This is a genomic window from Neopusillimonas aromaticivorans (assembly GCF_030344915.1).
Lineage (GTDB): Bacteria > Pseudomonadota > Gammaproteobacteria > Burkholderiales > Burkholderiaceae_B > Neopusillimonas > Neopusillimonas aromaticivorans.
Window position 1 is genome coordinate 3,135,557 of record NZ_CP128233.1, and the last position, 23,735, is coordinate 3,159,291.

The window sequence follows — 23,735 nt, forward strand, 5'->3', positions numbered from 1 at the left end:
ACCGGCCTGGGCAGATATTGGCGGCAGAGGTAACTGGTAAACTGTCACCGGTTTTTTTCCGGAAGAACCGAACAAGCGGACAGCATCAGTGCGGTGGCTGCCCATGCCAGCACCGTACAAATTCGGTTGGGTTTCATGGTGCCACCTCTTTGAGCGATTCGGACCCCAGCAGGTAACCGGTTGGATTGTCATTGAGTTTGAGCAGGGTCGACCGTAATGCAGCCAGCGTCATGCGCAATTCTTGCAAGGTAGGCCCCAGTTCGCCAAGCCCCTGGACACCCGCCGAAACAGCCCCCTGATTTTCTGAAACCAGTCGAGCAACACCTGTCGCCGCCTTGTCGACAGAGGCCAGGGCATGACGGGCACTTTGCAATGACGCCTGGCCTTCGTTGGTAACCAGCCGATTCACAGCATGCAAGGTGTCGTTCAACGATTGGCTGGCCGTTGCCATCGACATAATCAACTGGCCCAGATCGACACGTTTCTCTGCAAACAGTGCCGTAACGGATTCGAGGTTCTCGAGGGTTCGACTCACGCGCGCGGCATTGTCACCGGACAGTAATAGATTGGCGTTATGCAGCAGCTCGGTCATGCTGGCCAGCAAGGTATCACCATTTTGCATGAGTTGTGAAATGGGTGAGGGCACTGCCACCAGTTCCGGGTAGCGTTGACCCTCTTTTTTCGCCAGAGGCAGGCTGTCAGTCAGCCCTGAACTGAGCGAAATAACCGATACCCCCGTAATGCCGGTAATCACCAGACGGGCACGCGTGTCGACTTTGATGGGAATGGCCGCCTGTATGCTGATCAGTGCCCGCACGTGCCGCACATCGGCAGGATCCAGCGACAAATCAACCACTTCGCCCACCTTGATGCCATTGAATTGCACGGCACTGCCGGCAGCCAGACCACGTACCGGTTCATTGAAAACAATGACATAGCTCGACATGGCCGTGTTCTTGCCGTACTTTCCGAGCCACAGGGCGAATATCAGCCCGGCCGCGACAACAATCACGGTAAACAGGCCAATCATGACGTGGTGGGCACGCGGTTCCATAAGTTCACTCGTCGGTTAAAGCATGGGCCACATTGCGCGCAGATCGCCCGCGGGGGCCATGAAAATAGTCGTGTACCCAGGGTCGTCGCAGGCCTCGACAACGGGCAGGGTATCGGCCACCAGCACTTTCTTTTGTGACAGTACAGCGACACGGTCACAAATGGTGTAGAGCGTGTCGAGGTCATGCGTGACCAGAAATACGGTCAGGCCAAGGGCATTACGCAGGGTCACGATAAGGTCATCGAACGCACCCGCCCCGATCGGATCCAGGCCTGCAGTCGGCTCATCAAGGAACAGTATTTCGGGGTCAAGCGCCAAGGCCCGTGCCAATGCTGCACGCTTGATCATTCCGCCAGACAACGATGCGGGGTACTGGTCGGCTGATTTGGCTGGCAAGCCGGCCATCCCCAATTTCACCCGGGCCAGGTGTTCGGCTTGCGGCCGCGTCAGGCCTGCATGCTCGATCAGGGGCAGACAAACGTTTTCCAGCACGGTTAGCGACGAAAACAGCGCACCCCGCTGAAACAGCACCCCGAAACGACGTTGCGTCTGGCGCTCGCCGCCCGAAGGCGGGAAAACCATCAGGTCACCCATACGCACAGTACCGCATGCCGGCCGTTGCAACCCGACTATGGTACGCAGCAGTACCGATTTTCCCGAACCCGACCCACCCACAACCCCCAGAATTTCGCCTTTATAGACATCAAGATCAAGGCGCTGATGCACGACATGGCTGCCAAACTGGTTGGTGACATCGCGAACCTCAATGATGACGGGGCGTTCGGCGTCGCTCATTACCAGCCTATTTCCATAAAAAACATGGCCGCCACCGCATCAACCAGAATGACGATAAAAATCGACTGTACGACAGCCGATGTGGTGTGCTCTCCCAGCGACTGGGCACTGCCTTTGACCTTGAACCCCTCAAGGCAACCGATGATGGCGATCAGGTAAGCAAAGATCGGGGCCTTGACCATACCGAGCACAAAATGGCGGATTTGTATGTCGCGCTGGAAAATCGACATGAACATGGTCGGCGAAATATCCAGCGACATGGCGCACACCAGCATGCCCCCAGAATGCCGCAGACCATGCCGATGAACGTCAGTAGCGGCAGGGCGATCAGCAGGGCAATGATGCGCGGCAGCACCAGCAGAACAACCGGGTCAAGGCCTGTCATGCGCAATGCATCAATTTCTTCATTCCCTTTCATGGCGCCCAGTTGTGCCGTAAACGCACTGGCCGTACGACCCGCCATCAGGATGGCCGTGAGTAAAACGGCAAACTCACGCAAAAAGAAAACGTCACCAGATTGATGGTATATATCGATGCCCCGAACCCGGTCAGAATGGTGGCCCCCAGAAATGCCACAACAGCGCCCACCATGAACGTCAACAAGGCAATGATGGGTACCGCGTTAAACGCGGTTTGTTCAAGCTGTGCGAAAACCGCAGTCACCCGCCAGGTGGACGGCCTGAACATCGTACGGGCCAAAGCTTCAAAGGTCACCCCCATGAACCCCAGCAAATCACGAACCTGCTTCCAGGTTGTTTCCAGCGCGGCACCGATGCGGCCCAGAATTTCCCGTGCCGGGTCGGGACGGCGTACTGCGACGTCAGTATTCGAAGACAGTTCGGCAGCCTGGATAACCGCTTTCAGCAAGGCCAGACGCTCGGGTGAAAGCCCGTTTGGCGTCGCTGACAAAATGACATCAAGACGCTTTCCCAACCAATCGTGGAGTAGTTGCCCGCCGGCGGTATCAATGGCATCCAGCCCGGAAAAGTCGATCGTATCAGGTGAAGCGCCCCTGGAGGCTTGCTGCGCCGTCAGCTGCCGCGATAGTTCATTGAAGTGATCCAGCGTCCAGTCGCCAGCCAGCACCAGGGTGTTGCCGGACGGTGTCGTGACGTAGTGCAGGGAAGGGGCCGGGTCGCAGGGTTCAATGCGTTACATGCAAAACATCCGGCCAGGTCAGGTAAAACTGCGGCCGGGATCGGGTTGGTGAAACCGGGGTACGGCAAATGGCGGTGAGCTCATAATGAATCTCCGCTTTTTAAAAAGTGCTGTTGGGCATGTTAGCAAAAAGCGCGATACGGATGGATATCTGCCGAAATATTTTGTCGAATGGTACGTTGTAAACTTTGTTGGTCATGAATCAATAAAGGTTTTTTATGTCTGCAGTCACGATCTATCACAATCCAAAGTGCGGTACGTCGCGCAATACGCTGGCCCTGATCCGGCACGCCGGTATTGAGCCTGAAATTGTGCTGTATCTCGAGAACCCGCCTGACCGCGACACGGTGCGCCAATTGGTGAAGGATGCCGGCCTGTCGGTGCGCGCCGCCCTGCGCGAAAAAGGGTCACCTTACCAAGAGATGGGCCTGGATAACCCCGACCTGACCGAAGAGCAGTTGCTCGATGCCATCGTGGCCCACCCCATTTTGTTGAATCGCCCGTTTGTCGTAACAGATAAAGGAACACGGCTCTGTCGTCCGTCGGAAGTGGCCCTTGAAATTTTGCCCCCATGCCGGCAAAGGCTTTTTCCAAGGAAGATGGCACCCCGATGCTGGACGCCAGTGGCCAACAGGTCAAAAACGGATAATTACGCTTAAATTTGCAACCGGGTCGTATCCGTTGCAGTCCGCACGATCTGCAGCATGCCGTTGAATACGCATAATGTATATTATGTAAAGTCGAGGATTAAATGGGACGGCTTTTAAAACGCTGCATTGATCAATTCAGATTGTGCTGTCTTTTAAAAAGGCCCGTTGCCGGATGACATCTTGCCCAATGTTTGTTTTCCACGCTGCGGTAAAGCATCGAGCCGGCCCAGATCGACAAGACAATAGCGCCAACAATCCCCAGACCATTCGCCCAGACCGACCTGGGCCATAGCGTCTGAACGACCGCGTTGACCACATTGATGCGTGGTTAAAAGCGTATAGTGGGTGTATCAAATAAGTTACGGTTGACCGACACGGGCAGCCACAGATTGGGACCGGGCCCAAACCATGAATCCTCTGTTTAATGGAGGCACGGCCATCTGATCAGGACGTATCTTTGGTTTTGGTCGCATATCGGGAAAACAGTGACCGGGTGTCGGGACGGCGCTTTTTTGTCGCTGCCCTGCCCTGACCTGTTCACGGATGCCTTCAAGGCGTAGCTGCAGCACTGCCGTTCGCGAGTTCGCCTGGTGCAACTGGTCTTGAAGACTTGCCGCCTGATTGAGAGCCTGCTCAAGACGCTGTGTGGCTGCACTTAATTCGCCCTCGAGCTTGCCATTGTCGTGACGTGCAATGCCCAACTCTTGCTGCATGGCCATTACTTCTTGCTTGTGCTGACCGGTCAGATGACGCAAGTCGGCCGCAAGTGCTTCTGCTTCTTTCGCGCGGCGACCTGCAGGGTTCGTTCACGGTCGATTTCAAGCAATAAGCGTTTTTCGGTAGCCCGGGTACGCTCATCGGCAAGACGGGCGGCATCGCGCAACTTTTCAAGTTCAGAGCCAAATTGCAAACGAGCGGCTTCCAGCTGGCGCTGCAAGTTATCTGAGACATTTTTTCATCATCCAGCGCAGCCTGCAACGCTGACTGCAGCGCTGCCGCCGTAATCAGTTCGTCGCGTTGCGCAGTCAACTGTTCATTGGCGCGCCGCAGTTCGCTATTCAGGTGATCGATGGTGTGCAAGAGCCCTTTTTATCCGCTTCGGCAGCGGCCACCTCGGCACGCATCTGCTGTACGGCAGCATCGGCCTCTTGCCGATAGGCCTGCAACGCTTGGTCGGCCGTAGCCTGGGCATTTGACCACAGTGATGCGACCAATTCGCCAGCCGTGGCCGCAAGGGCTTCAGGTAAATCGGGATGTTCGATACGTACCCTGCTTTTATCGCGCAGTTCTTGCCAGAACGCTGTCAGCGCCTGTGATGGGGCGCTCATGCTGCCCTTCTTTACCAGCTGGTAGAGCTTGTTGGTGGTGGGTGTGATGCCATAGCGGAAAAACAATAACGCGCAGACCTCACGGTAAAGATCTGGCGTATGTCGGAAATTTTCACGCAGCGCATCAACGTCACGCACAAGGGCAGCGTCGATGTCGATAGGCGTTGGCGTTGGCGTTGGCGTTGGCGTGTTCATAGATTATCTTTATTGGATTTATTAAATATTACTACGTAATACGTAATAAATCTAACGATCCAATTATTAAATTTGACATTACTTGTATAATGTCAAATTATTGATGGGAAGATCTGAAATAATGATTTGCCGTACCCGTACCCGTACCCGTACCCGTACCCGTACCCGTACCCGCCACTTATCGTCTGCGCACCATTACCATTACTGTCATGTCCTCTGATCTCGTACGAACACCGCTGAATGACAACATCGTGCTGTCGGTCGACTACGATGGCAGCCAGGGTGCCAACCGCGTATCCGATGGCCGCTCGCAATTGGCTGCGACGAACGATATCGAGGCCATCAATGCCTGGCTTGCCCGCTTTACCGGGTCGCAGCATACGTTCAACAGCTATCGCAAAGAAGCCGAACGTCTGCTGCTGTGGGCAACCGTTTCGCAACGAAAGCCGGTCTCCTCGCTCACCCATGAAGACATGCTCGCCTATCAACGATTTCTGGCCGACCCGCAACCGGCAGCCCAATGGGTCATGCCACCCGGCCGTAAAGTGGCACGAGCCCACCCCGACTGGCGCCCTTTCGCCGGGCCTTTGGGACAGGCCAGCCAACGCCAGTCCGTGATCATCCTGAACGCCATGTTTTCATGGCTGGTTTCGGCCGGATATCTGGCCGGCAATCCACTCTCGCTATCCCGCCAGAGGACCCGGCGCACGACAGCCCGTGTCACACGCTATCTCAGCGAAGCGATCTGGGCTGATGTAAAGACGAGCATCCAGGCAATGCCTCAGTCAACCGCACGCGAGCGTGAGCACTATCGGCGCGTACGCTGGCTCTTTTCGTTGCTGTATGGGTGTGGCTTGCGTATTTCAGAAGTGACGCAGAACACCATGGGCGGCTTCTTTTGTCGACAGGATGGCCACGGTGAAAACCGCTGGTGGCTGGAGATAACCGGCAAAGGTGACAAAAAACGCACTATCCCGGTAACTTCTGAATTGATGGGTGAACTGGTGGACTACCGGCGTGAAAAAATCTTTCTCCCTTCCCCGCCGCCGGCGAAACAACACCGCTCGTGCTTCCGCTGGGGCTCCCGCAGCGGCCCCTGACCCGAGCCGCCGTTCACACGATCATCAAGGCCGTCTTCTCAAGGGCTGCACAACAAATTCGCTACCGTAACCCTGAACAGGAATGGCAGGCAGAGCAGCTCGAACAGGCGTCAGCACACTGGCTGCGGCATACGGCGGGTTCGCACATGGCCAACAAGCAGATCGACCTTCGCCATGTGCGCGACACATTGGGTCATGAATCGCTGACCACAACCAATATTTATTTACACTCCACTGACGACGCCCGACACGAGGAAACCGAGAAACACCACAAACTCGACTGGCAAGCTTAACGCCGTACGGCCACCTTGAACGCCTGGGCCAGTTCCTGACGCAGATCGGCTTCGTCCCAGGGTTTGGTCAGAAACTTGTAAATGGCCCCATGATTGATGGCTTCAGTGACTGATTTCAGGTCAGAATAGCCCGACAAGATGATTCGCACGGTATCCGGATACAGATTTTTGACCTTGGCAAAAAACTCGGTGCCGGTGGTTTCCTGCAAACGTTGGTCAGACAAAATGACGCGTATCGGGTGCACTGCCAGAATGTCAAACGCTTCCTGCGACGTGCGGGCATGAAAAATCTTGTAGCCATCGCGCCGCAGCAAACGATGCAAGGCTTTCAGGATGTTTTCTTCATCATCAAGCAACAGCAAGGTGCGCTCGTGATCAATGTTGTCTTCCTGGGTTGGCAACGCCACAATGCCGCCTGTTACCTGCAAGCGCTGTGCCCATTTGTCGACAGGTTCAGGGCGAGAAAACAGGTAACCCTGGAACTCGTCGCAAAAATTGCGTTTCAGATACCAGTATTGTGCGGGGGTTTCCACCCCTTCGGCCACAACACGAAGGTTCAGGTGGTGGGCCAGCCCGATGATGGCTTTGCTGATGGCCGCATCGTTCCGATCGGACACAATTTCCTGAACAAACGAACGATCGATCTTGATCTTGTCGATCGGCAAGTTTTTCAGATAGCGCAAGCTGGAGTAGCCGGTACCAAAATCGTCAATCGAAATTTTCAGGCCCAACGATTGCAAATGCTTCAGCTTGTCGATGGTTTCTTGCACGTTGTTCAGAAACAGCCCTTCGGTCAGTTCAATTTCAACATTCTTGGGTGTCAACTGGTAGCGGGCCAGCATGTCCTGAACTTCCTGGGTGAAGTCGGGGCGCTGGAAATGCAGGGGCGAAATATTGATGACAAAAGGAAAATCAACCACCGCCTGGCTTTGCAGCCAGCGCAAGTCACGACAGGCCGCTTCAAGTACCCAGTGGCTAAGGGCATGAATCAGCCCGGTCTCTTCGGCCAGCGGCACAAATACAGCCGGTGAAATAAAACCGCGTTCCGGGTGCGGCCAGCGTATCAAGGCCTCCGCACCCATAATACGCCCCGTATGCCCGTTAATGATGGGCTGGTAATGCATAACGAAATGGTTGTGATCCAGGGCTTTTTGAAGTTCAGCGCGTAATGCCAGACGCGTATCCACGTCGCGACTGAGCTCGGGCGCATACTCACGCCAGGTATTGCGGCCGCTATGTTTGGCAAAGGTAATGGCCAGGTCCGCCTGACGCAACAGCATACCCGGGTCGGTGGCAGCCCCCTTCAGTAGACGTCAGGCCGGCACTCGCCGTCAGATGCAGCTCGATGCCGCTGTGATGGTAAGGTTGGCCAATGACGGCCAGAATCGCTCGCGCGCACTGTATGGCATCCAGCTTGTTGACGCCGCGCATCAAAACGACGAATTCGTCACCTTCAAGGCGAGCCACCAGATGACGGGCAGCGACAACCTCGCGAATGCGTCGGGCGACTTCTTTCAGTACCTGGTCACCGGCCTCCAACCCGATCGAATCATTAATGAGTTTCAAGCCGTTCAGGTCAAGCAAGACCAACCCGACACTCTCGCCGGTTTGCTGACATTGCGTACAGGTTGTCTCGATGGCGTGGATCAGGTTGCGCTTGTTGGGCAGGCCGGTAAGATGGTCGTGCAGCGAGGCATATTCCAGATCTTTTGAACGCTGCAACAACACCACCGACAAACGGGTCGTGCGCGTCATCATCCAGGTGAACGCAAAACAGACCGAAAAGATCAGGTCGGGCAGCCACTGATTCAGCGGAATCAGCAGCGCTGGCGTTGACATGCTGAAACCGGATGGGTCAAGACCCAGCTGAAACTGCCGCTCCTGTTCCGCCAGAACAAACCAGGCAATGGCCGCCAGCAGTGACCCCATCACCGTAATGAGAACCAGCCACTTGTTGTTTACCGGAGGGGCCAGCGGCCTTAACGAGGCCATGAAAATGGAATAAGCACCCAGTACCGCCAGCATGGCGTCAATGTGTGTACGCACACCGGGCGCAAGCAGGTCGGCACCACGCAAACCGGGCTGCCCCAGCACGCAGGCAACCGCCACAGCCAAACAAGACAGCGCCGCCAGCCAACCCAGCCAGCGATACCGCATCTTGAAGCGTTGCACCCATGCGGCGATAAAAACACCGACAGCGACCGACAGCGGCAACAAGGCCCATTGGCCGTGCACCACGCCCTGCGTTAGCCCTACAGCAAACGCGGCCAACGAAAGCCACGGACTGATGACAGGAAGCCGCAACAGGGCCACCAGCGCAAGGCCGCACAGCAACAACGCAATCAGGGACCCGCTGCTGAACAATGCCGGAGCATTCAGGTAATGCTCTGACCAGACCGCGTCAAGCAGGCCAACAACCCCAAACCAGGCCAGTGTCTTGCCGGGTAAAACCACATGCAACCCCGGATTGCATTGTTTTCATTCTGGGGCGTCATCAGAGACCTCGGGTTTGAGTGACGGATTAAGGACATGCAAGGTGTAACGAACCCCTTCGTTCTCTTCAAACCCTTGAAGTTTTGCAATGAGACGTGGCGTAATGACTGTGCCTTCTCGCAACAGCAACATGCCATCCTGGGCCAGAAGGTTACGTGCGATTACCATATCGGGCCGCACCGAATCGGTGGTATGCGTTGTGACCGATTCATTGGCCCGCCTGGCGATTTTCTCGCGCTCACGCACCATTTGCACAAAATCTTCAGCCAGCACCGGGTCATACAAACGGCCGGCATACTCTGGCAGTGAATCAAGCAATTCTTCAAGCGGTACCTTGCGCGAGGCCACCATCCCCATGCGAATTTCCACAAGATCGACAGCCAGTTTAAGGATTCGCGAACCCAACGGAATGGCATCACCCGCCAGGGCATCAGGAAAACCCGTGCCATCCCAGCGCTCTTGGTGATGACGGATCATGTGGGCGGCATCCTGGGCAATTTCCAGCGGCAGCAACAACCGTTCGCCGGTGACCGGATATTCACGATAGCGCTGGCGCTGTTCGAAGCTCATGGTTTCAGGCGGCAAAGCGATCAGAGGATCCGTCCAGGTCAATTTGCCGACGTTATACAAGGCGGCCGCCATCACCAGGTCATCGGTAAATTTCTCTGCGTATTTTTTACGGGCGCAGAACTCGCGCACCAAACGTATCACGGCCTCGTTGGTTTTACGACTGGGTGGCAGGCGTTGGCTCAGTAACGATGAAAATAATTCGGTGGCGGTTACGTAAGATTGCTTGAGCGCCTTATTGGCGACCGACAACTGAGCCGTTGCGGCGGATAGTTCAGCGGTGCGCTGTTCGACACGCGACTCAAGCGTGGCATTGGCGTGGTGCAGTGCTTCGTTTTGTTCATGGGTCAGCTGAAGCAGTCGGGCACGGTCGCGTTCGAGACTTTGAAAAGCCAGTGCCTGATCAATGGCCTCGAGCAAGATCTGTTCGTCCCAGGGCTTGCTGATGTAACGAAAGATGCGCCCTTCGTTGATGGCCTTGATGGTCTGGGCATTGTCGTCAAAGCCGGTAAACAGGATGCGCATGACGCCTGGCCACTGCTGTCCGATTTCGCGCAGCAGGGTCGGGCCGTCCATGCCGGGCATGCGACTGTCGCACAGCACCAGGTCAATCGTAGTGTGGCCCATGATTTCAAGAGCATCGTCACCGTTGTGCGCCGTGTGGATGTCAAAGGGACGCGCACGCAGCGAGCGCGCAACGCTGCGCGCCACATTGGGCTCGTCATCGACGATCAGTAGGGCAGCGCCTTTTGCGGAATGTACTTCCGCCGGGGTGCCTGCCTGCATGTTTGCCTCCGTTACTGCGTCTCGCCGGAAACCAGCTCGGGCCGGACGGGTAACCAGACCCTGAATGCCGTGCCTGTTCCGGGCGTGGTCTGCACCTCGATGCGACCGTTATGTTTTTTATAATGTTGTACGACAGCGGCAGGCCCAGTCCAGTGCCTTTGCCCGCCGGTTTGGTGGTGAAAAACGGGTCGAAGAGGCGCTCGACGATGTCGGGGGCCATGCCACACCCATTGTCTTTGATTTCAAACCAGACCCAATGGCCCTCTGCGCCCGTACGTATGGATATTGTGCCAGAGTCTTCAATAGCGTGCGCCGCATTGATCAGCAAGTTCATAACCACTTGATTGATCTGCGAAATGTTGCACACCACCTTGGGCAGTTCAGCAAAAGAGATATCGACACGCGCCTTGTACTTGATTTCATTATGGGCCACCAGGACCGTTGAATCGATGCCCTGATTCAAGTCCGCTTCGCGCATCCCGGCGTCGTCTTCATGTGCGAAATATTTCAATGCGCCAACAATGGTCCGGATACGCCCGACGCCCTCTTCCGACTCGTTGATAAGGTCTTCAATGTCCTTACGGATGTAATCATATTCAAGGGTACGCTTGAGCGCTCTCAGCTCATCGAGCGACCCGACGTGCTCGACTGCATCAATGATGCGCAGCATGTCGTGCACATACGCTTCAAGCGTTTTCAGGTTGGAAAACACATAACCGGTCGGGTTATTGATTTCATGGGCCACGCCGGCGGCAAGTTCGCCGATGCCCGCCATTTTTTCGTTACGCAGCAGTTGCTGCTGCGTATACTCAAGACGCTCAAGGAGACTCGCGTGATGCTCCAGCTGGATTTTCTGCAGTTGCTGTACCGCCTGCGTAAACTGATGGTGGTGTAGCGGGCCATCGAGAGGGTCGTAAAACAACAGCGCATGCACCGTACTGCCGTCGGCCATTTCGCAAGGAAAGCACAACAAGGCTTCCAGCACGCCCTTGCCCGTCGTGATGCCCAACCGAAAGGTGTCGGGTACCGTTGCCAATCGGGACCCCGTGTTGGCACTGGTGGTGCGCGAAAACGGCCAGGGTTGTGAGGCAACCTCGGGGAAGATCTGCTCGACAGGCTTGCCTTTAACCTCCTCTTTATCGAGGCCGGCCCAAGACGCCATCCAGTGATTGATTTCTTTGATGACACCGCCCGCATCAAGAACGATGATGGCCAGCGGGGCGTCAGGCGGGAGTGCATTGATCAGTTCTTGCATGCAGTACCTGAGCAACCTTGCTGAGCCGGCTGGCACGCGCAAGGCCCCGCAATTTCAAATACCTCGCTGATCACGTCACGTCGGGGTCAACGCGTAGTGCCCGTTTGACCCGATACAGACCTTCATCGGCCTGTTGCAGCAAGGTGGGCATGTCCAGCCCGTCCTGGGGGTAGTGGGCAATACCGATGCTGGCTCCAATACCGACATGATGTCCGTCAATAAGGAACGGATCGGACAAGGCCCGCTGGATTTTATCGGCGACCACATTCGCACCGTTTTCTTCAGTAACTTCGGGCAGCAGGACTATGAATTCGTCACCGCCCAGACGCGCAACTGTATCAGAGGCACGCACGCAGATGCACAACCGCTCGGCAACCTGGCGCAGCAATTCATCACCGGCCGCATGACCATACGTGTCGTTGACCGCCTTGAAACGATCAAGATCGACAAACAACAGTGCAACAACCGTGTCATGACGTTCTGCGTTGAGCAATGCGCGATTGCCCCGTTCGATCAGCAAGGAGCGGTTTGCCACGCCGGTCAGGTCGTCATACCACGCCATTTGCTGCAAGCGAGCTTCGTATTCCTTTTGTTTGGAAATGTCCGAAAACACCCCGACATAATGGGTCACGTCATGGCTTATTGGATGACGGATGGCACTGAGGGTTAAAAATGTCGGTATGACCACCCCGTCGGCGCGTCGGCCCCAGGCCTCACCCTTCCAGGTCCCTTCGCTTTCGACCGAATTGACGGCCTGGCGAAAAAAGCTTTTATCGTGGCGACCGCTGGCTTTGTGCACCAACCCGAAAAACCATTCGCCCAGCGCCTGTTCTTCGGTATAGCCCGTGACCTGGGTGAAGGCCGGGTTGATGGAAATGATATTGCCGCGCTGGTCCATCAGGACCAAGGCATCACCCGCATACTCAAGTGCCGCAGCAGCAAGGCGCAAACGCTCTTCGAGCTGCTTCTGTCGGGTGACGTTGATCCATTGCCCAAGCAGGCAGACGCGATCGGCAAAGTCGATGATTTCAAGATTGATGAGCAAATGGGCTTCTTTGCCCGCCAAGTGCGTGGTCAGTTCGAAATCGCGTACACGGCCATTTTCCTTGACCTGATCGATGAGCGTCTGTCTTGAGCGCCCGGGTGGCCAGAGTTGCAGTTCGGTCGTGGTCTTGCCGATGACGTCTTCAGCCAGTTTGCCCAGACACCGCAGCATTTCGTCGTTGGCATCCAGACAAAGCCCGCTTTCAAGTTCGGTGATAAGGCTGGCCACAGGGCTGTTCCGGAACGCGATTTCCCAACGATGCTCGGATTGCAGGGCCCGGGCAGCAGCACGCTTCTGTTCAGTGATGTCCTGGATCGTACCTGTAATACGCACGGGCTTGCCGTTGATGTCGAAACGACCCTGAGCCTGAACCAGAATGTAGCGGTCAGTGCCGTCGGCATTACGTACCCGGTGCTCAATATTCACAATCGGATGCTCGAGTTGCTGGGCCCCGGCTATCATGGCCTGAAGTTTCGGATGATCTTCCGGGGGAACCAGCGCATACAGGTCGTGGAGATCTCTGAGCTGACGGTCGGGCGTCAGACCCAGCACCATGGCCGTGTCTTCGTTACCATGCAGCTTGAGCGTTTGCAGGTTCATTTCCCAATAGGCCATGCGCGCAATGCGATGGGCCTCGGCCAGCTTGGCATTGTTGTCATGTAATTGCTGCTCAAGCTGACGGGCCTCGATGAAACCGGCGATGTCTGCGCTCAGTGCCCTGAACAGCCCCAGGGTATCGGGAAGACATTCACGCAAGGTACAACTGAACAATTCGATGACGCCATACAGGGTATTGCCCACCATGAGGGGCAGGCCCAGCGCCGACACCAGGCCGATGTCACGGGCCTGGCGATTGCATTCGTGATCCGTATCCGCATCAAGCGTCGGGATAAAAACGAGGGCATGCTGGTTGGCTGCCAGTAACGACAGGCATTCGGAAGGTTTTTTTGTTGCCAACGCCGCAAGGTTTCCAGAAACGCGTCGGCATTTAACCGGGGCCTGCTCCAGGAGTCCTGAAATTTAAGACCCGTCGTTGTATTGAGCCACGCGACACCGAGATCCCAGCCATCAACCCGTGCAATACGTTCTATGGTGTTTCGCAAGCCGTCACGCAAACTGCGCGCACCCGCCAGGGTTTGTACAACATCGTAGAGCAATTGCAACCCTTGCGTAGAAGGAGGCTCGTTGACCTGCACTGCGCTAAGGCCTAGCGGGTAGGTTTCAAATTGATCTGGCCGGGCGTTAACCATGCGAAATTCCAGTATGCCGAATTTGTAGCGTAGGCCGAGGTTTTACCATACCGATACTGTGAACGCCTTGATGCCATGCACGGTATTCGGGAAAACCATGATTGGCCAGGTGAACAGGGTCCGGACCGGCCCACCCACGGTCGTGCACTTGACCCCTGCTACCAGACACCGTAGAGTCACAATTCCTAACACAAAATCAATATCCGTCAAACGGAGCATCCTTCAGGAGACAGCATGAAGTTATCCAGGCAATTCGCCACTTTTGCCCTTGCCGGCGCCGCCGTATCTTTCGGCACTGCGGCCACGGCCGAAATCAAGGTGGGGGTTTCGTTATCCAGCACCGGCCCTGCCGCCGCCCTGGGCGTTCCCGAGCGCAACACCATACCGCTTTTGCCTACCGAAATTGCTGGGCACAAAGTCACGTACATTGTGCTTGATGACGGTACCGATGCCTCGCAAGCAGGGAAAAACGCCCGCAAACTCGTTACTGAAGACAATGTAGACATTCTGTTCGGGTCGTCGGCGACACCACCCAGCCTGGCCATGGCCGAGGTCGCCGATGAATTCAAGGTGCCGCAAATTGCCGCCGCACCAGTCGATCTGCCTGCCGACAAAGAAGAATGGGTCTTTCGTGCACCGCAACACGTCCGCCAGATGGCTGGTGCCTTGGTCGACCACATGAAAGCCAACGGCGTGAAGCGTCTGGGGTTCATTGGCTATGCCGATGCCTACGGCGAAACCTGGCTCAAGGAAACAAAAGCACTGGCCGAAGCGGCGGGTATTGCCCTTGACGACGTAGAACGTTTCGCTCGCAACGACACCAGTGTTACCGGGCAGGCCGTAAAGCTGGTTGCGGCCAAGCCCGATGCCATTCTGATTGCGGCCTCGGGCACACCTTCAGTCTTGCCGCAAGATACCTTGGTCAATCGGGGTTTCAAGGGTCAAATCTACCAGACCCATGGCACGGCCACCAAAGAGTACATTCGTGTGGGTGGAAAACTGGTTGAAGGCACCATTTTGCCGGTCGGGCCGGTGGTCGTGGCCAGCCAGCTGCCGGATACCCACCCGTCCAAGAAAATGGGTGAAGACTACACGCGGCGCTACGAAGAAAAGTATGGTGCAGGCTCGTTCTCGTCATTTGGCGCCCACATTTACGATGCCTACCTGCTGCTTGCGGCTGCGGCACCCACGGCGCTGAAAACTGCCAAGCCCGGTACACCGGAATTCCGCAGCGCCTTGCGTGACGCCCTTGAGCAATCCAAAGAAGTCGTCGGGCTGCACGGGGTGTTCAATATGTCACCCACAGATCACTTTGGCCACGATGCACGCTCCAGTACCCTGATTCGTGTTGAAAACGGCGACTGGAAAGTAGTGGCGAAATAATCCGCTCGGACACTGCCAGACGGCAGTACAGATCAGGGCACACCGAAGCCAGCGCGCTGGTTTTCGTTAAAACGGGCGGCTCCGTCAAAGGGCCCGCCCGTTTTGTTGCAGCGCTACTATAAAATGGGTTCATTCTTGGTCAGTTATTACAGAGGTCTACATGAATTCCATTCTGGTCCCCGTTGACGGGTCTCAACCATCCCTTCATGCTGTTCAGGCGGCTATTGCCGCCGCACGCCAGACGGGGGCCAAGGTTTTCGTCGTGACCGTCCAGGCGCCGGTATTCACGGCCAATGTGAAACGGTTCGTCGCAGCCGACGTGCTGGACGAGTACTACCACGACGCCGGGGAAGCCGCCCTGAAAGATGTACGCGCCCTGCTGCAAACCGAAGGTGTTGATGCTACCTCAGAGATCATGGTCGGCCCAATCGCCGAAACCATCGTCGACTACGCCAAAAAGAAAGGCTGCGACTTAATCATCATGGGCACACGCGGCATGGGCGCTATCTCCAACCTGGTACTCGGATCAACCGCTCTCAAGGTCGTGAGCCAGGCCGAGATTCCTGTCATGCTGGTCAAGTAGCCTAGGGAAAAGGGGTAAACACCCCGCCCGTGGCGTCAAAGACGGGTTGCCCAATACCGCAAGGTATCCAGCAAACGATTGGCGAACCCCCATTCGTTATCGAACCATACAAAAACATTGGCCAGCCGCGTACCGTTCAACCGGGTCTGGCTGGTGTCGATGATCGCCGAATGCGGGTTATGGTTGAAATCAATCGACGCATGAGGGTGGCTTGACCAATCCACCAGCCCCGGCAACTGGCTTGACAACGCTTTGAAGCCAGCGTTCAGTTGCTCTGCCGAGGTGTCGGTTTCGAACAAGACCATCAGGTCTATCGCCGACACATTCAGGGTGGGTACACGTATGGCCTTGGCCTGAACCCTGCCGGCCAACGCGGGCAGTAACCGTTCAACGCCCCGCGCCAGGCCGGTCGAGACGGGCACAATTGACTGCATTGCCGAACGCGTACGACGCAAATCGGTATGGTGATAGCCATCAATAAGGGGCTGGTCATTCATGACCGAATGCAATGTGGTCAGAAATACCTGTTCCACACCCCAGCGGTCATGCAGGTCATGCAGCAAGGGCACAACGGCATTGGTCGTACAGGACGCATTTGATACCAGCTGTTCGGCACCCGTCAGGCCCTGCTGGTTGGTACCGAACACCACCGTGTAATCGACATCGGCGGCCCCCTGCCCCGGATGCGACAGCAACAAACGTGGGCATCCGGCATCGATAAACCGCATCAGCTCGTGTCGGGCGCCATATTGGCCAGAGCATTCAACCACCAGATCAATGCCATGGGCGGCCCAATCAACAGCCTCGGGGTTTTTTCATGAGTCACCGCAATCGGTCTCTGGTTAACCAGCAGACTGTCGACCCCTGCCTGTACGGTTCCAGGAAACACACCGTGGGTTGAGTCAAACCGGGTCAAATAAACCATACTGTCCAGATCGGACGGTTCATTGATCAGGACAATCTGGAAGTCGTGCTCAAGGCCGGCTTCGTGAAGCGCGCGTAAAAAACAACGGCCAATGCGGCCATAGCCATTGATGGCAATGCGTAATGCCTGGATCATGAAACTGCGTGTCGCCTATGAAATGTGAGAACGTGACCGAAAATCAAACGGAAATATGGCCACACTACGCAACGGGAACATGGCCGAACAATGTACCGTCAAAACGTCACCGAGAAACCGCCGTCGACCACCAGCGTGTGGCCATTGACATAGGACGCGCAAGGTGACGCGAGGAACACAGCCGCCCCGGTGATTTCGTCGGGTTGCGCCCAGCGCCCCAACGGATTACGCCCGACAACGACCGGCCCCTTGACCGGATCATTGGCCAATTCACGGTTGCTTTCCGTCGCAAAGGTGCCCGGTGCGATGCCATTGCTGGTGATGCCATATGGGCCGAACTCTACCGCCAGACTGTGCACCAGACCTTGCAAGCCGAGCTTGGCCACCGGATAAACAGCATCACCCGGACGGGCCAGCGGACCCGCGATAGACGTCAGGCTGATGATGCGTCCCCCGAAGGACGACGGTCGGCCATCGCCTGAGCGGCCAGCTTGGACAAACCAATGGCAGCCACAAGGTTGACCTGGATCATGGTTGTGATGTCGTCGAACGAGGAAACCGCAAGAGACTTCCTGATGCGGATGCCAACATTATTGACCAGAATATCCGGGACACCGACCTGCTCGACCAATGAGGCAAAAGCGCTCGCCTGGTCGTCGAGATGACCGATATCCTGAGCCCAACCATGTGCCGGGTAACCAGCATTCTGAATAGAGGTGACCGCACGGTTGATGCGTTCAGCATCGCGACCATTGATGATGACCGTGGCGCCGCTGGCGGCGTAGGCACAGGCAATGGCATAACCCAGGCCTTGCGTCGAACCGGTAATCAGGGCAAGTTTGTTCTTCAAAGAAAAGTCTGGCGCGTGCATAATGTGCGAACCCGTTCAAAGGGGCTGCCGAACCGGCAGCAAACGGTTTGATTTAACCAATACTGAAGGATAGCAATGAAACTGTATTATTTGCCCGGCGCTTGCCCGCTGGCCACACAAATTGTGCTCGAATGGATGAATTTGCCCTACGAGTTGCAAGCTGTTTCACGCGAAGAGCTGAAGCAACCCGCATTCCTGGCCCTGAACCCGATCGGTTCCGTACCCGTATTCCAGGATGGCGACTTCACCCTGACACAAAGTGTAGCCATCGTCGAGTACCTGGCAGAACTGCACCCCGAAGCCGGGCTGCATGGTGCAGATATTCGTGAACGTGCTGAAGTACGTCGCTGGCTCAATTTCTGCAACTCAGACCTGCACCGCACATTCTCGCTGGTGTTCGCACCGCAGGCGTTCACAGCTGATGAAGCGGCCAAAGACACGCTGGTCAGCCGCGCTGCGGATCGCGTTCAGTTCCTGTTCGGTGTCGCCGACCAGCAACTGGAAGGCAAAGACTACCTGACCGGCAAGCGCTCGATTGCCGACCCCTACCTGTTCACCATCATGACCTGGGCCAAGTTCAAACAGATCAACCTCGATTCGTTCAAGAATCTGTCCCGCTTCTTTGACGTCATGGCCAATGACCCTTCGGTCAAGCAGGCCCAGAAGCGCCAGCAAGAAGGCTGATTGCCCATGACAAAGGCCATACGAAAATTGCCATCACGCTGCGAGTGCCGGCAAAAGCTGATGGCATAATGATCCAGACGTTCCAGGAAAAGCAAGAAGGCCCCGGCGGGGCCTTTTGCTGATGTTTTTACGCGGGGAACCACTCTTTTTTGCATCTTTACGACAACCGTGCCATTGGCGCAGGGCTAATGTCGTTTGCAGGCACCCTGCCGTTTAAAGCAGACCCTATGCTGTTGTACTGGTTTGCGGCCGTGCCAGATTCCACATGAGGGCGCGGAAAGGTGCCAGCAAGGCCAGATTGACCGCCAGTTTGACCGCCAGGTCGCCCACAACCAGTGACATCCAGTCGATGCCTGTACCGGCAAATGCCAGCGCAAAAAACATGAACGTATCAAGGGTGGCACCAGCAGCACCGCCAATGAACGGAGCGCGCCACCAGGCCTGATTCCGCAAACGGTCAAACACCTGGATGTCGAGCAGCTGGGCAAACAGGAAGGCCAGGCCCGATGCCATGGCAATGCGGGGGTGGCAACCCAGAACGAAAACACAACGGCAATAACGAACCCGACAGCCACGACCCGACGTGCAGCCTGCGGACCAAAACGCCGGTTGATCAGATCAGCCACCAGAAAGGCGACCGGATACGAGATGGCCCCCAGGTCAGCCACTGATTGATCGGATATTGCACCAATATATTGGAGCCAACGACGACAACGGCCATGGCCAGAATGGCAACAAGGGTTTGAAGCACCGACATCGGTGCGTAAAGACTGGATTTCATTTGGAAAATTCTTTGGCAAGCTCGGAGGCCCGATTATAAGCGGCTTGCATCGCTTCATGCACCAGAACCTCGAAACCGTGTTGCTGAAATACCTCCAGGGCCGCGGCTGTCGTACCGCCTTTGGAGGTGACACGCTCGCGCAGCGTCGCCGGCGACTCGGGCGACAGGCTGGCCAATTGTGTCGCCCCGTTCAGGGTGGCCAGCGCCAGTGCACGTGATTGCTCTGCGGTCAACCCCAGTTTTTCACCCCTGCAATCAGTGACTCGATGAACAGAAAAACATAGGCCGGACCACTGCCTGACAACGCGGTAACGGCATCAATCTGTGCATCACTGTCGACCCAGACGACCTCACCCACCGCCTTGAGCAATTGCTGGGCAACACCGCGATCTTCCGGTGAAACACCATCAAGTGCCAACAAACCGGAAATGCCGGCCTTGACCAGTGAGGGCGTATTGGGCATACAGCGCACCACACGGGTAAACGGCTTATGGTCGCTACCCAGCCAGCGCGACAACGTCGCACCATCAATACCGGCTGCAATGCTGATGACCAAAGTGTCAGGCAAGAGAAACGGACGGCAGGCGGCGACGGTTTCTTTCATGACCTGGGGTTTGACGGCAAAGATCCAGACCTTGCTGTCGCCAAGGCGGGCATCGGGTACAGAGGCCGTGCTGACGCCCTGCGCCGACCAGCGATCCAGTGTGCCTGGATCAATATCAACGACATGCACGTCGGATGCGCCGCAGCGTTTACCAATCAGACCAGCACCCAGCGCAGACGCCATATTGCCGCCGCCAATAAAGGCCAGTGAAAGTTCGTAGGTTGGAGACATGATGGGAACTCCGTAAAAGAAGATCAACAACGCGTGAACGACCCCTCGTTCAGCAGCGCATCAGTGACGTAGTAGCACCACGGTCGTGGTCAGGCCGGCAAGGATATCACGGGGGCCTGGTGTTCAAGATAGGTGACGCCGGGCAACTGGCAGCGCCGTATCGCTCTAACCAGGGCATCCATGGCTTCACGGCGAGGGAAGCTTTTTCGCCAGGCCATGACAACGCGCCGGTCAGGTACCGGGTGGCTGAAAGGGATGTAGGCGAGCAAATCGTCCGGCGCTCCGGAGGTAGGCAGGGAGCTGACGGGCAGAACGGTAATGCCAATACCGGCAGCGACCATATGCCGTATGGTTTCAAGCGATGAACCCTCAAAGCTGCGCTGGATGCCATCGCTGCTGGCCGAAAAACGCGCCAGTTCCGGGCACACTTCAAGTACCTGATCGCGAAAGCAATGGCCCGTCCCGAGCAACAACATCGTTTCCTGCTTCAATTCAGCGGTACTGATCGATGGTCGACCCGCCCAGGGATGGCTACGTGGTACCGCGACAACAAATGGCTCGTCATACAGTGGCCGGACTTCAAGTCCGGCATCCGGAAAAGGCAAGGCCATGATGGCGCAATCAATCTCGCCCTGGCGCAAGAGCTCGAGCAAACGCGCTGTAAAATTTTCCTGAAGAATCAGCGGCATTTGCGGTGTAAGCTCAATTTGTGCCGGCACCAGGCGCGGCAACAGATAAGGCCCGATCGTATAAATAACGCCAACCCGCAGCGGCCCTGCCAGCGGATCATGCCCCTGACGGGCAATCTCGCGCAGATTGGCCGTTTCTTCAAGCACCCGCTGGGCCTGGGCGATAACGCGTTCACCAATGGGGGTGACCGACACCTCGTTGCCGCCCCGCTCAAACAGAGTAATGCCCAATTCTTCTTCAAGCTTGCGAATCGCCACCGACAACGTGGGCTGGCTCACGTAACAGGCATCGGCGGCACGTCCGAAGTGGCGTTCACGGGCAACCGCAACAATGTATTTAAGTTCGGTCAGTGTCATAGCGTGCTCGGTCGGGGTGAAGGTAGAAAGTAAGTCGTGAAAAATGGCGGTTTACGGTCATGTCCGCAGGAAGTCCTGCTTGCCACGCATCCAGCGCGCCAGATGCCGGTCAACAATTTCAGGCGCGTGTTGCAACAGATCTGCCGCCAGGGCCTGGGCCTGTTCGACCAGTTCACCGTCCGACTCGAGACTGGCAAAACGCAAAATCTGCACACCAGACTGACGCACCCCCAGAAACTCACCTGGTCCACGTAACTCAAGGTCGCGCCGGGCGATTTCGAAGCCATCCGACGTTTCGTACATGGCTCTCAAGCGTTGGCGGGCAATGGCGGACAACGGGTTTTGATACAGGAGGACACAGACCGACTGGGTCACACCTCGCCCTACCCGACCGCGCAGCTGATGAAGCTGGGCCAGGCCAAAGCGCTCGGCATGCTCAATGACCATCAATGAGGCATTGGGTACGTCGACACCCACTTCGATCACGGTGGTTGCTACCAGCACCTGGACCCTGCCTTCACGAAAATCGGCCATGACTTGCGCTTTCTCGGCGGTCTTCATACGCCCGTGAACCAGTCCGACCGCCATGCCTTCGAGCGTCTGGGCCAGCTGCTGATGGGTATCCACAGCCGTCTGCAATTGCAAGGCTTCGCTTTCTTCGACTAAAGGGCATACCCAGTAAACCTGACGCCCCTTGGCCACTTCGGTAGCGATGTGTGCCATCAGTTCTGTACGCCGGGTGTCTGCCAATAATTTGGTCAGTACAGCCTGGCGGCCTGGCGGCAACTCGTCAATGACGGAAACATCGAGATCCGCGAAGAAGGTCATGGCCAAGGTGCGTGGGATGGGTGTTGCGCTCATGTTGAGCTGGTGCGGAATAACCGTCATGGCGCCCATGGCCTCTTCCCCTTGCGACTTAGCTCCAGACGCTGGCCCACGCCGAAACGGTGTTGCTCATCCAGGATAATCAACCCCAGATTGGCAAACTCAACCTTTTCCTGGATCAGAGCCTGGGTTCCGACCACCAGTTGAGCCTGGCCGCTGGCGATGGCCTCAATCGCCTCACGGCGTCGTTTGAGCGTAAGACTCCCGGTTAACCAGACGGTTTTAATACCCAACGGTTCAAGCCAGTCGACCATTTTCTGCAAATGCTGCTCTGCCAGAATTTCCGTCGGGGCCATGATGGCCACCTGAGCGCCCGAAGCGATTGCGTGGACCGCTGCAATGGCCGCGACTACCGTTTTTCCGCTCCCGACATCGCCCTGCAGCAGGCGGTGCATCGGGAAATCACGCTGGAGATCCTGCTCTATTTCATTGACGACCCTTTGTTGGGCCTGCGTCAGGCCAAACGGCAAACGGTCAAACAATGCCGCCCGCAATGCGTCATCCGAGGGCTTCAGAACTGGTGCTTTCTGGGCCAGGCGCTGGGCTCGTGCCCGCGCCAGCGACAGCTGCTGAGCCAGCAGTTCATCAAATTTGATACGGCGCCATGCCGGGTGTTCACGCTCGAGAAGGTCATTGGCGGACACATCGGGCGGAGGATGATGCAGGGCACGGATAGCCCGGGAAAATGGGACCAGGTCCAGACGCTCGCGAATCGTATCCGGTAAGGTATCTGAGAGATCGGCCACTTCCAGCGCACGATCAATGATCTTGCGCAGTGCGGGTTGTGTCAGACCGTCGGTGGTGGGATAAACCGGCGTGAGGGCGCCCGCCAGCGGGCCGCCGGCCGCAGTGACTTTGGGATGAACGATTTCGGGACCCGAGAAGCCGGCACGTACCTCGCCACGAATACGAACCAGACGCCCTTTGGCAACCTGCTTTTGCTGATTCGGATAAAAGTGCAGCCAGCGCAGCGACAGCCTGCCGGTATCGTCACCCACCATGGCAACCAGCTGCCGACGTGGCCGCAGCTGTACCTCGTTGTGCAGCACCACCCCTTCAATCTGGACGCTGTGCCCAGGCAAGGCCGAACCAATGGGTATCAGGCGGGTTTCGTCTTCATAGCGTATGGGCAGGTGAACGACGCAGTCTTGAGGCGAGTGCAAACCCAGACGCTGCAAACGCCTTTCGGTGGCCGATGATGAACCCGGCTTCGATGTGCTGCCCTGCCCCATCCGCGTCAGATGACGATAATGGCTTCGACCTCGAATTGCGCACCCTTGGGCAGGCTGGCAACACCCACTGTAGAGCGTGCCGGGAACGGCTGCGGAATGATGTCGGACATGATGGCGTTGGCACTGGCAAACTTTGACATGTCAGTCAGGTAAAGCGTCAGTTTGACAATTGAGGCCAACGACCCGCCCGAGGCTTCTATAACCGCCTGCATGTTGGCGAATGCCTGACGAACCTGACCTTCAAAATTTTCGGAAACCAGTTCGCCGGTACCCGGCTCGAGACCGATTTGCCCGGAAAGATAAACGGTCTTGCCACCATCGGTGGCAATGGCTTGAGAATAAGGGCCCACAGCGGCGGGCGCGGCGTCAGTTTGAACAACGTGTTTTGCCATGATGTGTCTCGGAT

At 56.6% G+C, this 23,735-nt stretch carries 19 protein-coding genes and 7 pseudogenes; 6 read left to right on the top strand and 20 right to left on the bottom strand.

Annotation, left to right across the window (positions count from 1 at the left end):
- Positions 1 to 133: 133 nt before the first annotated feature.
- The 3 genes and pseudogenes from N7E01_RS17445 to N7E01_RS19165 all read right to left on the bottom strand — a co-directional run bounded on the left by N7E01_RS17445 (position 134) and on the right by N7E01_RS19165 (position 2,935).
- The gene (locus N7E01_RS17445; RefSeq protein ID WP_289173794.1) at positions 134 to 1,054 is read right to left on the bottom strand and encodes an MlaD family protein; all 921 of its coding nucleotides are present in this window, start codon (positions 1,052 to 1,054) and stop codon (positions 134 to 136) included.
- A gap of 4 nt (positions 1,055 to 1,058) precedes the next feature.
- Positions 1,059 to 1,849: pseudogene (locus N7E01_RS17450) on the bottom strand (ABC transporter ATP-binding protein).
- Positions 1,849 to 2,935, bottom strand: a pseudogene (locus N7E01_RS19165) (ABC transporter permease). The pseudogenes N7E01_RS17450 and N7E01_RS19165 overlap by 1 nt, the downstream one beginning before the upstream one ends.
- A gap of 290 nt (positions 2,936 to 3,225) precedes the next feature.
- Here N7E01_RS19165 and arsC point away from each other — a divergent pair.
- Positions 3,226 to 3,656: pseudogene (gene arsC, locus N7E01_RS17470) on the top strand (arsenate reductase (glutaredoxin)).
- Positions 3,657 to 4,016: 360 nt separating this feature from the next.
- Here the strand turns inward: arsC and N7E01_RS17475 are convergent.
- The 3 genes from N7E01_RS17475 to N7E01_RS17485 all read right to left on the bottom strand — a co-directional run bounded on the left by N7E01_RS17475 (position 4,017) and on the right by N7E01_RS17485 (position 5,180).
- Positions 4,017 to 4,412: a hypothetical protein gene (locus N7E01_RS17475; RefSeq protein ID WP_289173798.1), complete on the bottom strand. Its 396-nt coding sequence runs from the start codon at positions 4,410 to 4,412 to the stop codon at positions 4,017 to 4,019.
- Entirely contained in the window at positions 4,400 to 4,567 is a 168-nt protein-coding gene (locus tag N7E01_RS17480; RefSeq protein WP_289173799.1) for a hypothetical protein, read from the bottom strand. The genes N7E01_RS17475 and N7E01_RS17480 overlap by 13 nt, the downstream gene beginning before the upstream one ends.
- Positions 4,568 to 4,715: 148 nt before the next feature.
- On the bottom strand, positions 4,716 to 5,180 hold the full coding sequence (locus N7E01_RS17485) for a DNA-binding protein (RefSeq protein ID WP_350494891.1): 465 nt from the start codon (positions 5,178 to 5,180) through the stop codon (positions 4,716 to 4,718).
- A 209-nt stretch (positions 5,181 to 5,389) separates the two neighbouring features.
- Between N7E01_RS17485 and N7E01_RS17490 the strand changes: the two genes are divergently transcribed.
- Together N7E01_RS17490 and N7E01_RS19170 are read left to right on the top strand one after the other, a co-directional pair.
- Complete coding sequence (locus N7E01_RS17490) at positions 5,390 to 6,280, top strand: tyrosine-type recombinase/integrase (RefSeq protein ID WP_350494892.1); 891 nt, start codon at positions 5,390 to 5,392, stop codon at positions 6,278 to 6,280.
- On the top strand, positions 6,247 to 6,573 hold the full coding sequence (locus N7E01_RS19170) for a tyrosine-type recombinase/integrase (protein WP_350494893.1): 327 nt from the start codon (positions 6,247 to 6,249) through the stop codon (positions 6,571 to 6,573). The genes N7E01_RS17490 and N7E01_RS19170 overlap by 34 nt, the downstream gene beginning before the upstream one ends.
- On the opposite strand, the gene N7E01_RS17495 is transcribed toward N7E01_RS19170, so the two are convergent.
- The 5 genes from N7E01_RS17495 to N7E01_RS17515 all read right to left on the bottom strand — a co-directional run bounded on the left by N7E01_RS17495 (position 6,570) and on the right by N7E01_RS17515 (position 13,676).
- A complete protein-coding gene (locus N7E01_RS17495) occupies positions 6,570 to 7,847 on the bottom strand; it encodes an EAL domain-containing protein (protein WP_289173800.1) in 1,278 nt (425 codons plus the stop codon). The two genes, N7E01_RS19170 and N7E01_RS17495, sit on opposite strands and share 4 nt — an antisense overlap.
- On the bottom strand, positions 7,807 to 9,027 hold the full coding sequence (locus N7E01_RS17500; protein WP_289173801.1) for a GGDEF domain-containing protein: 1,221 nt from the start codon (positions 9,025 to 9,027) through the stop codon (positions 7,807 to 7,809). The genes N7E01_RS17495 and N7E01_RS17500 overlap by 41 nt, the downstream gene beginning before the upstream one ends.
- A gap of 24 nt (positions 9,028 to 9,051) precedes the next feature.
- The gene (gene nosR, locus N7E01_RS17505) at positions 9,052 to 10,419 is read right to left on the bottom strand and encodes a response regulator c-di-GMP phosphodiesterase, NosR family (RefSeq protein ID WP_289173802.1); all 1,368 of its coding nucleotides are present in this window, start codon (positions 10,417 to 10,419) and stop codon (positions 9,052 to 9,054) included.
- Entirely contained in the window at positions 10,355 to 11,674 is a 1,320-nt protein-coding gene (locus tag N7E01_RS17510) for a sensor histidine kinase (RefSeq protein WP_289173803.1), read from the bottom strand. Before N7E01_RS17510 ends, nosR begins: the two co-directional genes overlap by 65 nt.
- 70 nt (positions 11,675 to 11,744) lie before the next feature.
- Positions 11,745 to 13,676, bottom strand: coding sequence for a diguanylate cyclase domain-containing protein (locus tag N7E01_RS17515; protein ID WP_289173804.1), 1,932 nt, complete (start codon positions 13,674 to 13,676; stop codon positions 11,745 to 11,747).
- 527 nt (positions 13,677 to 14,203) lie between these two features.
- Between N7E01_RS17515 and N7E01_RS17520 the strand changes: the two genes are divergently transcribed.
- A complete protein-coding gene (locus N7E01_RS17520) occupies positions 14,204 to 15,352 on the top strand; it encodes an ABC transporter substrate-binding protein (RefSeq protein ID WP_289173805.1) in 1,149 nt (382 codons plus the stop codon).
- Positions 15,353 to 15,512: 160 nt separating this feature from the next.
- The gene (locus N7E01_RS17525) at positions 15,513 to 15,935 is read left to right on the top strand and encodes a universal stress protein (protein WP_289173806.1); all 423 of its coding nucleotides are present in this window, start codon (positions 15,513 to 15,515) and stop codon (positions 15,933 to 15,935) included.
- Positions 15,936 to 15,970: 35 nt separating this feature from the next.
- Here N7E01_RS17525 and N7E01_RS17530 read toward each other — a convergent pair whose 3' ends face one another.
- The 3 genes and pseudogenes from N7E01_RS17530 to N7E01_RS17540 all read right to left on the bottom strand — a co-directional run bounded on the left by N7E01_RS17530 (position 15,971) and on the right by N7E01_RS17540 (position 17,866).
- Positions 15,971 to 16,705, bottom strand: coding sequence for a type I glyceraldehyde-3-phosphate dehydrogenase (locus N7E01_RS17530; protein ID WP_289173807.1), 735 nt, complete (start codon positions 16,703 to 16,705; stop codon positions 15,971 to 15,973).
- A complete protein-coding gene (locus N7E01_RS17535; protein WP_289173808.1) occupies positions 16,663 to 16,995 on the bottom strand; it encodes a glyceraldehyde 3-phosphate dehydrogenase NAD-binding domain-containing protein in 333 nt (110 codons plus the stop codon). The genes N7E01_RS17530 and N7E01_RS17535 overlap by 43 nt, the downstream gene beginning before the upstream one ends.
- A 98-nt stretch (positions 16,996 to 17,093) precedes the next feature.
- Positions 17,094 to 17,866 (bottom strand): annotated as a pseudogene (locus N7E01_RS17540) (SDR family oxidoreductase).
- A 75-nt stretch (positions 17,867 to 17,941) separates the two neighbouring features.
- Between N7E01_RS17540 and N7E01_RS17545 the strand changes: the two are divergent.
- Positions 17,942 to 18,550 (top strand): glutathione S-transferase family protein, encoded by a 609-nt coding sequence (locus N7E01_RS17545; RefSeq protein WP_289173809.1) that lies wholly within the window; start codon positions 17,942 to 17,944, stop codon positions 18,548 to 18,550.
- Between the two features lie 225 nt (positions 18,551 to 18,775).
- On the opposite strand, the pseudogene N7E01_RS17550 reads toward N7E01_RS17545, so the two are convergent.
- The 6 genes and pseudogenes from N7E01_RS17550 to N7E01_RS17570 all read right to left on the bottom strand — a co-directional run bounded on the left by N7E01_RS17550 (position 18,776) and on the right by N7E01_RS17570 (position 23,721).
- A pseudogene (locus N7E01_RS17550) lies at positions 18,776 to 19,218 on the bottom strand (VUT family protein).
- Positions 19,164 to 19,331: a hypothetical protein gene (locus N7E01_RS19175; protein WP_350494894.1), complete on the bottom strand. Its 168-nt coding sequence runs from the start codon at positions 19,329 to 19,331 to the stop codon at positions 19,164 to 19,166. Before N7E01_RS19175 ends, N7E01_RS17550 begins: the two are co-directional and overlap by 55 nt.
- Positions 19,328 to 20,166, bottom strand: a pseudogene (gene proC, locus N7E01_RS17555) (pyrroline-5-carboxylate reductase). The gene N7E01_RS19175 and the pseudogene proC overlap by 4 nt, the downstream one beginning before the upstream one ends.
- Before the next feature lie 89 nt (positions 20,167 to 20,255).
- Positions 20,256 to 21,212, bottom strand: a complete 957-nt coding sequence (locus N7E01_RS17560; protein WP_289173810.1) for a LysR substrate-binding domain-containing protein — start codon at positions 21,210 to 21,212, stop codon at positions 20,256 to 20,258.
- A gap of 57 nt (positions 21,213 to 21,269) precedes the next feature.
- Positions 21,270 to 23,329: pseudogene (gene recG / locus N7E01_RS17565) on the bottom strand (ATP-dependent DNA helicase RecG).
- Positions 23,330 to 23,334: 5 nt separating this feature from the next.
- Positions 23,335 to 23,721: a Rid family detoxifying hydrolase gene (locus N7E01_RS17570; protein WP_289173811.1), complete on the bottom strand. Its 387-nt coding sequence runs from the start codon at positions 23,719 to 23,721 to the stop codon at positions 23,335 to 23,337.
- Positions 23,722 to 23,735 lie beyond the last annotated feature (14 nt).

Coding starts and splice junctions, on each gene's coding strand:
- N7E01_RS17445 (WP_289173794.1), bottom strand. CDS start 1,054: ATGGAACCGCGTGCCCACCACGTCATGATTGGCCTGTTTACCGTGATT.
- N7E01_RS17485 (WP_350494891.1), bottom strand. CDS start 5,180: ATGAACACGCCAACGCCAACGCCAACGCCAACGCCTATCGACATCGAC.
- N7E01_RS17490 (WP_350494892.1), top strand. CDS start 5,390: ATGTCCTCTGATCTCGTACGAACACCGCTGAATGACAACATCGTGCTG.
- nosR (WP_289173802.1), bottom strand. CDS start 10,419: ATGCAGGCAGGCACCCCGGCGGAAGTACATTCCGCAAAAGGCGCTGCC.
- N7E01_RS17510 (WP_289173803.1), bottom strand. CDS start 11,674: ATGCAAGAACTGATCAATGCACTCCCGCCTGACGCCCCGCTGGCCATC.
- N7E01_RS17520 (WP_289173805.1), top strand. CDS start 14,204: ATGAAGTTATCCAGGCAATTCGCCACTTTTGCCCTTGCCGGCGCCGCC.
- N7E01_RS17525 (WP_289173806.1), top strand. CDS start 15,513: ATGAATTCCATTCTGGTCCCCGTTGACGGGTCTCAACCATCCCTTCAT.
- N7E01_RS17535 (WP_289173808.1), bottom strand. CDS start 16,995: ATGATCCAGGCATTACGCATTGCCATCAATGGCTATGGCCGCATTGGC.
- N7E01_RS17545 (WP_289173809.1), top strand. CDS start 17,942: ATGAAACTGTATTATTTGCCCGGCGCTTGCCCGCTGGCCACACAAATT.
- N7E01_RS19175 (WP_350494894.1), bottom strand. CDS start 19,331: ATGAAATCCAGTCTTTACGCACCGATGTCGGTGCTTCAAACCCTTGTT.
- N7E01_RS17560 (WP_289173810.1), bottom strand. CDS start 21,212: ATGACACTGACCGAACTTAAATACATTGTTGCGGTTGCCCGTGAACGC.
- N7E01_RS17570 (WP_289173811.1), bottom strand. CDS start 23,721: ATGGCAAAACACGTTGTTCAAACTGACGCCGCGCCCGCCGCTGTGGGC.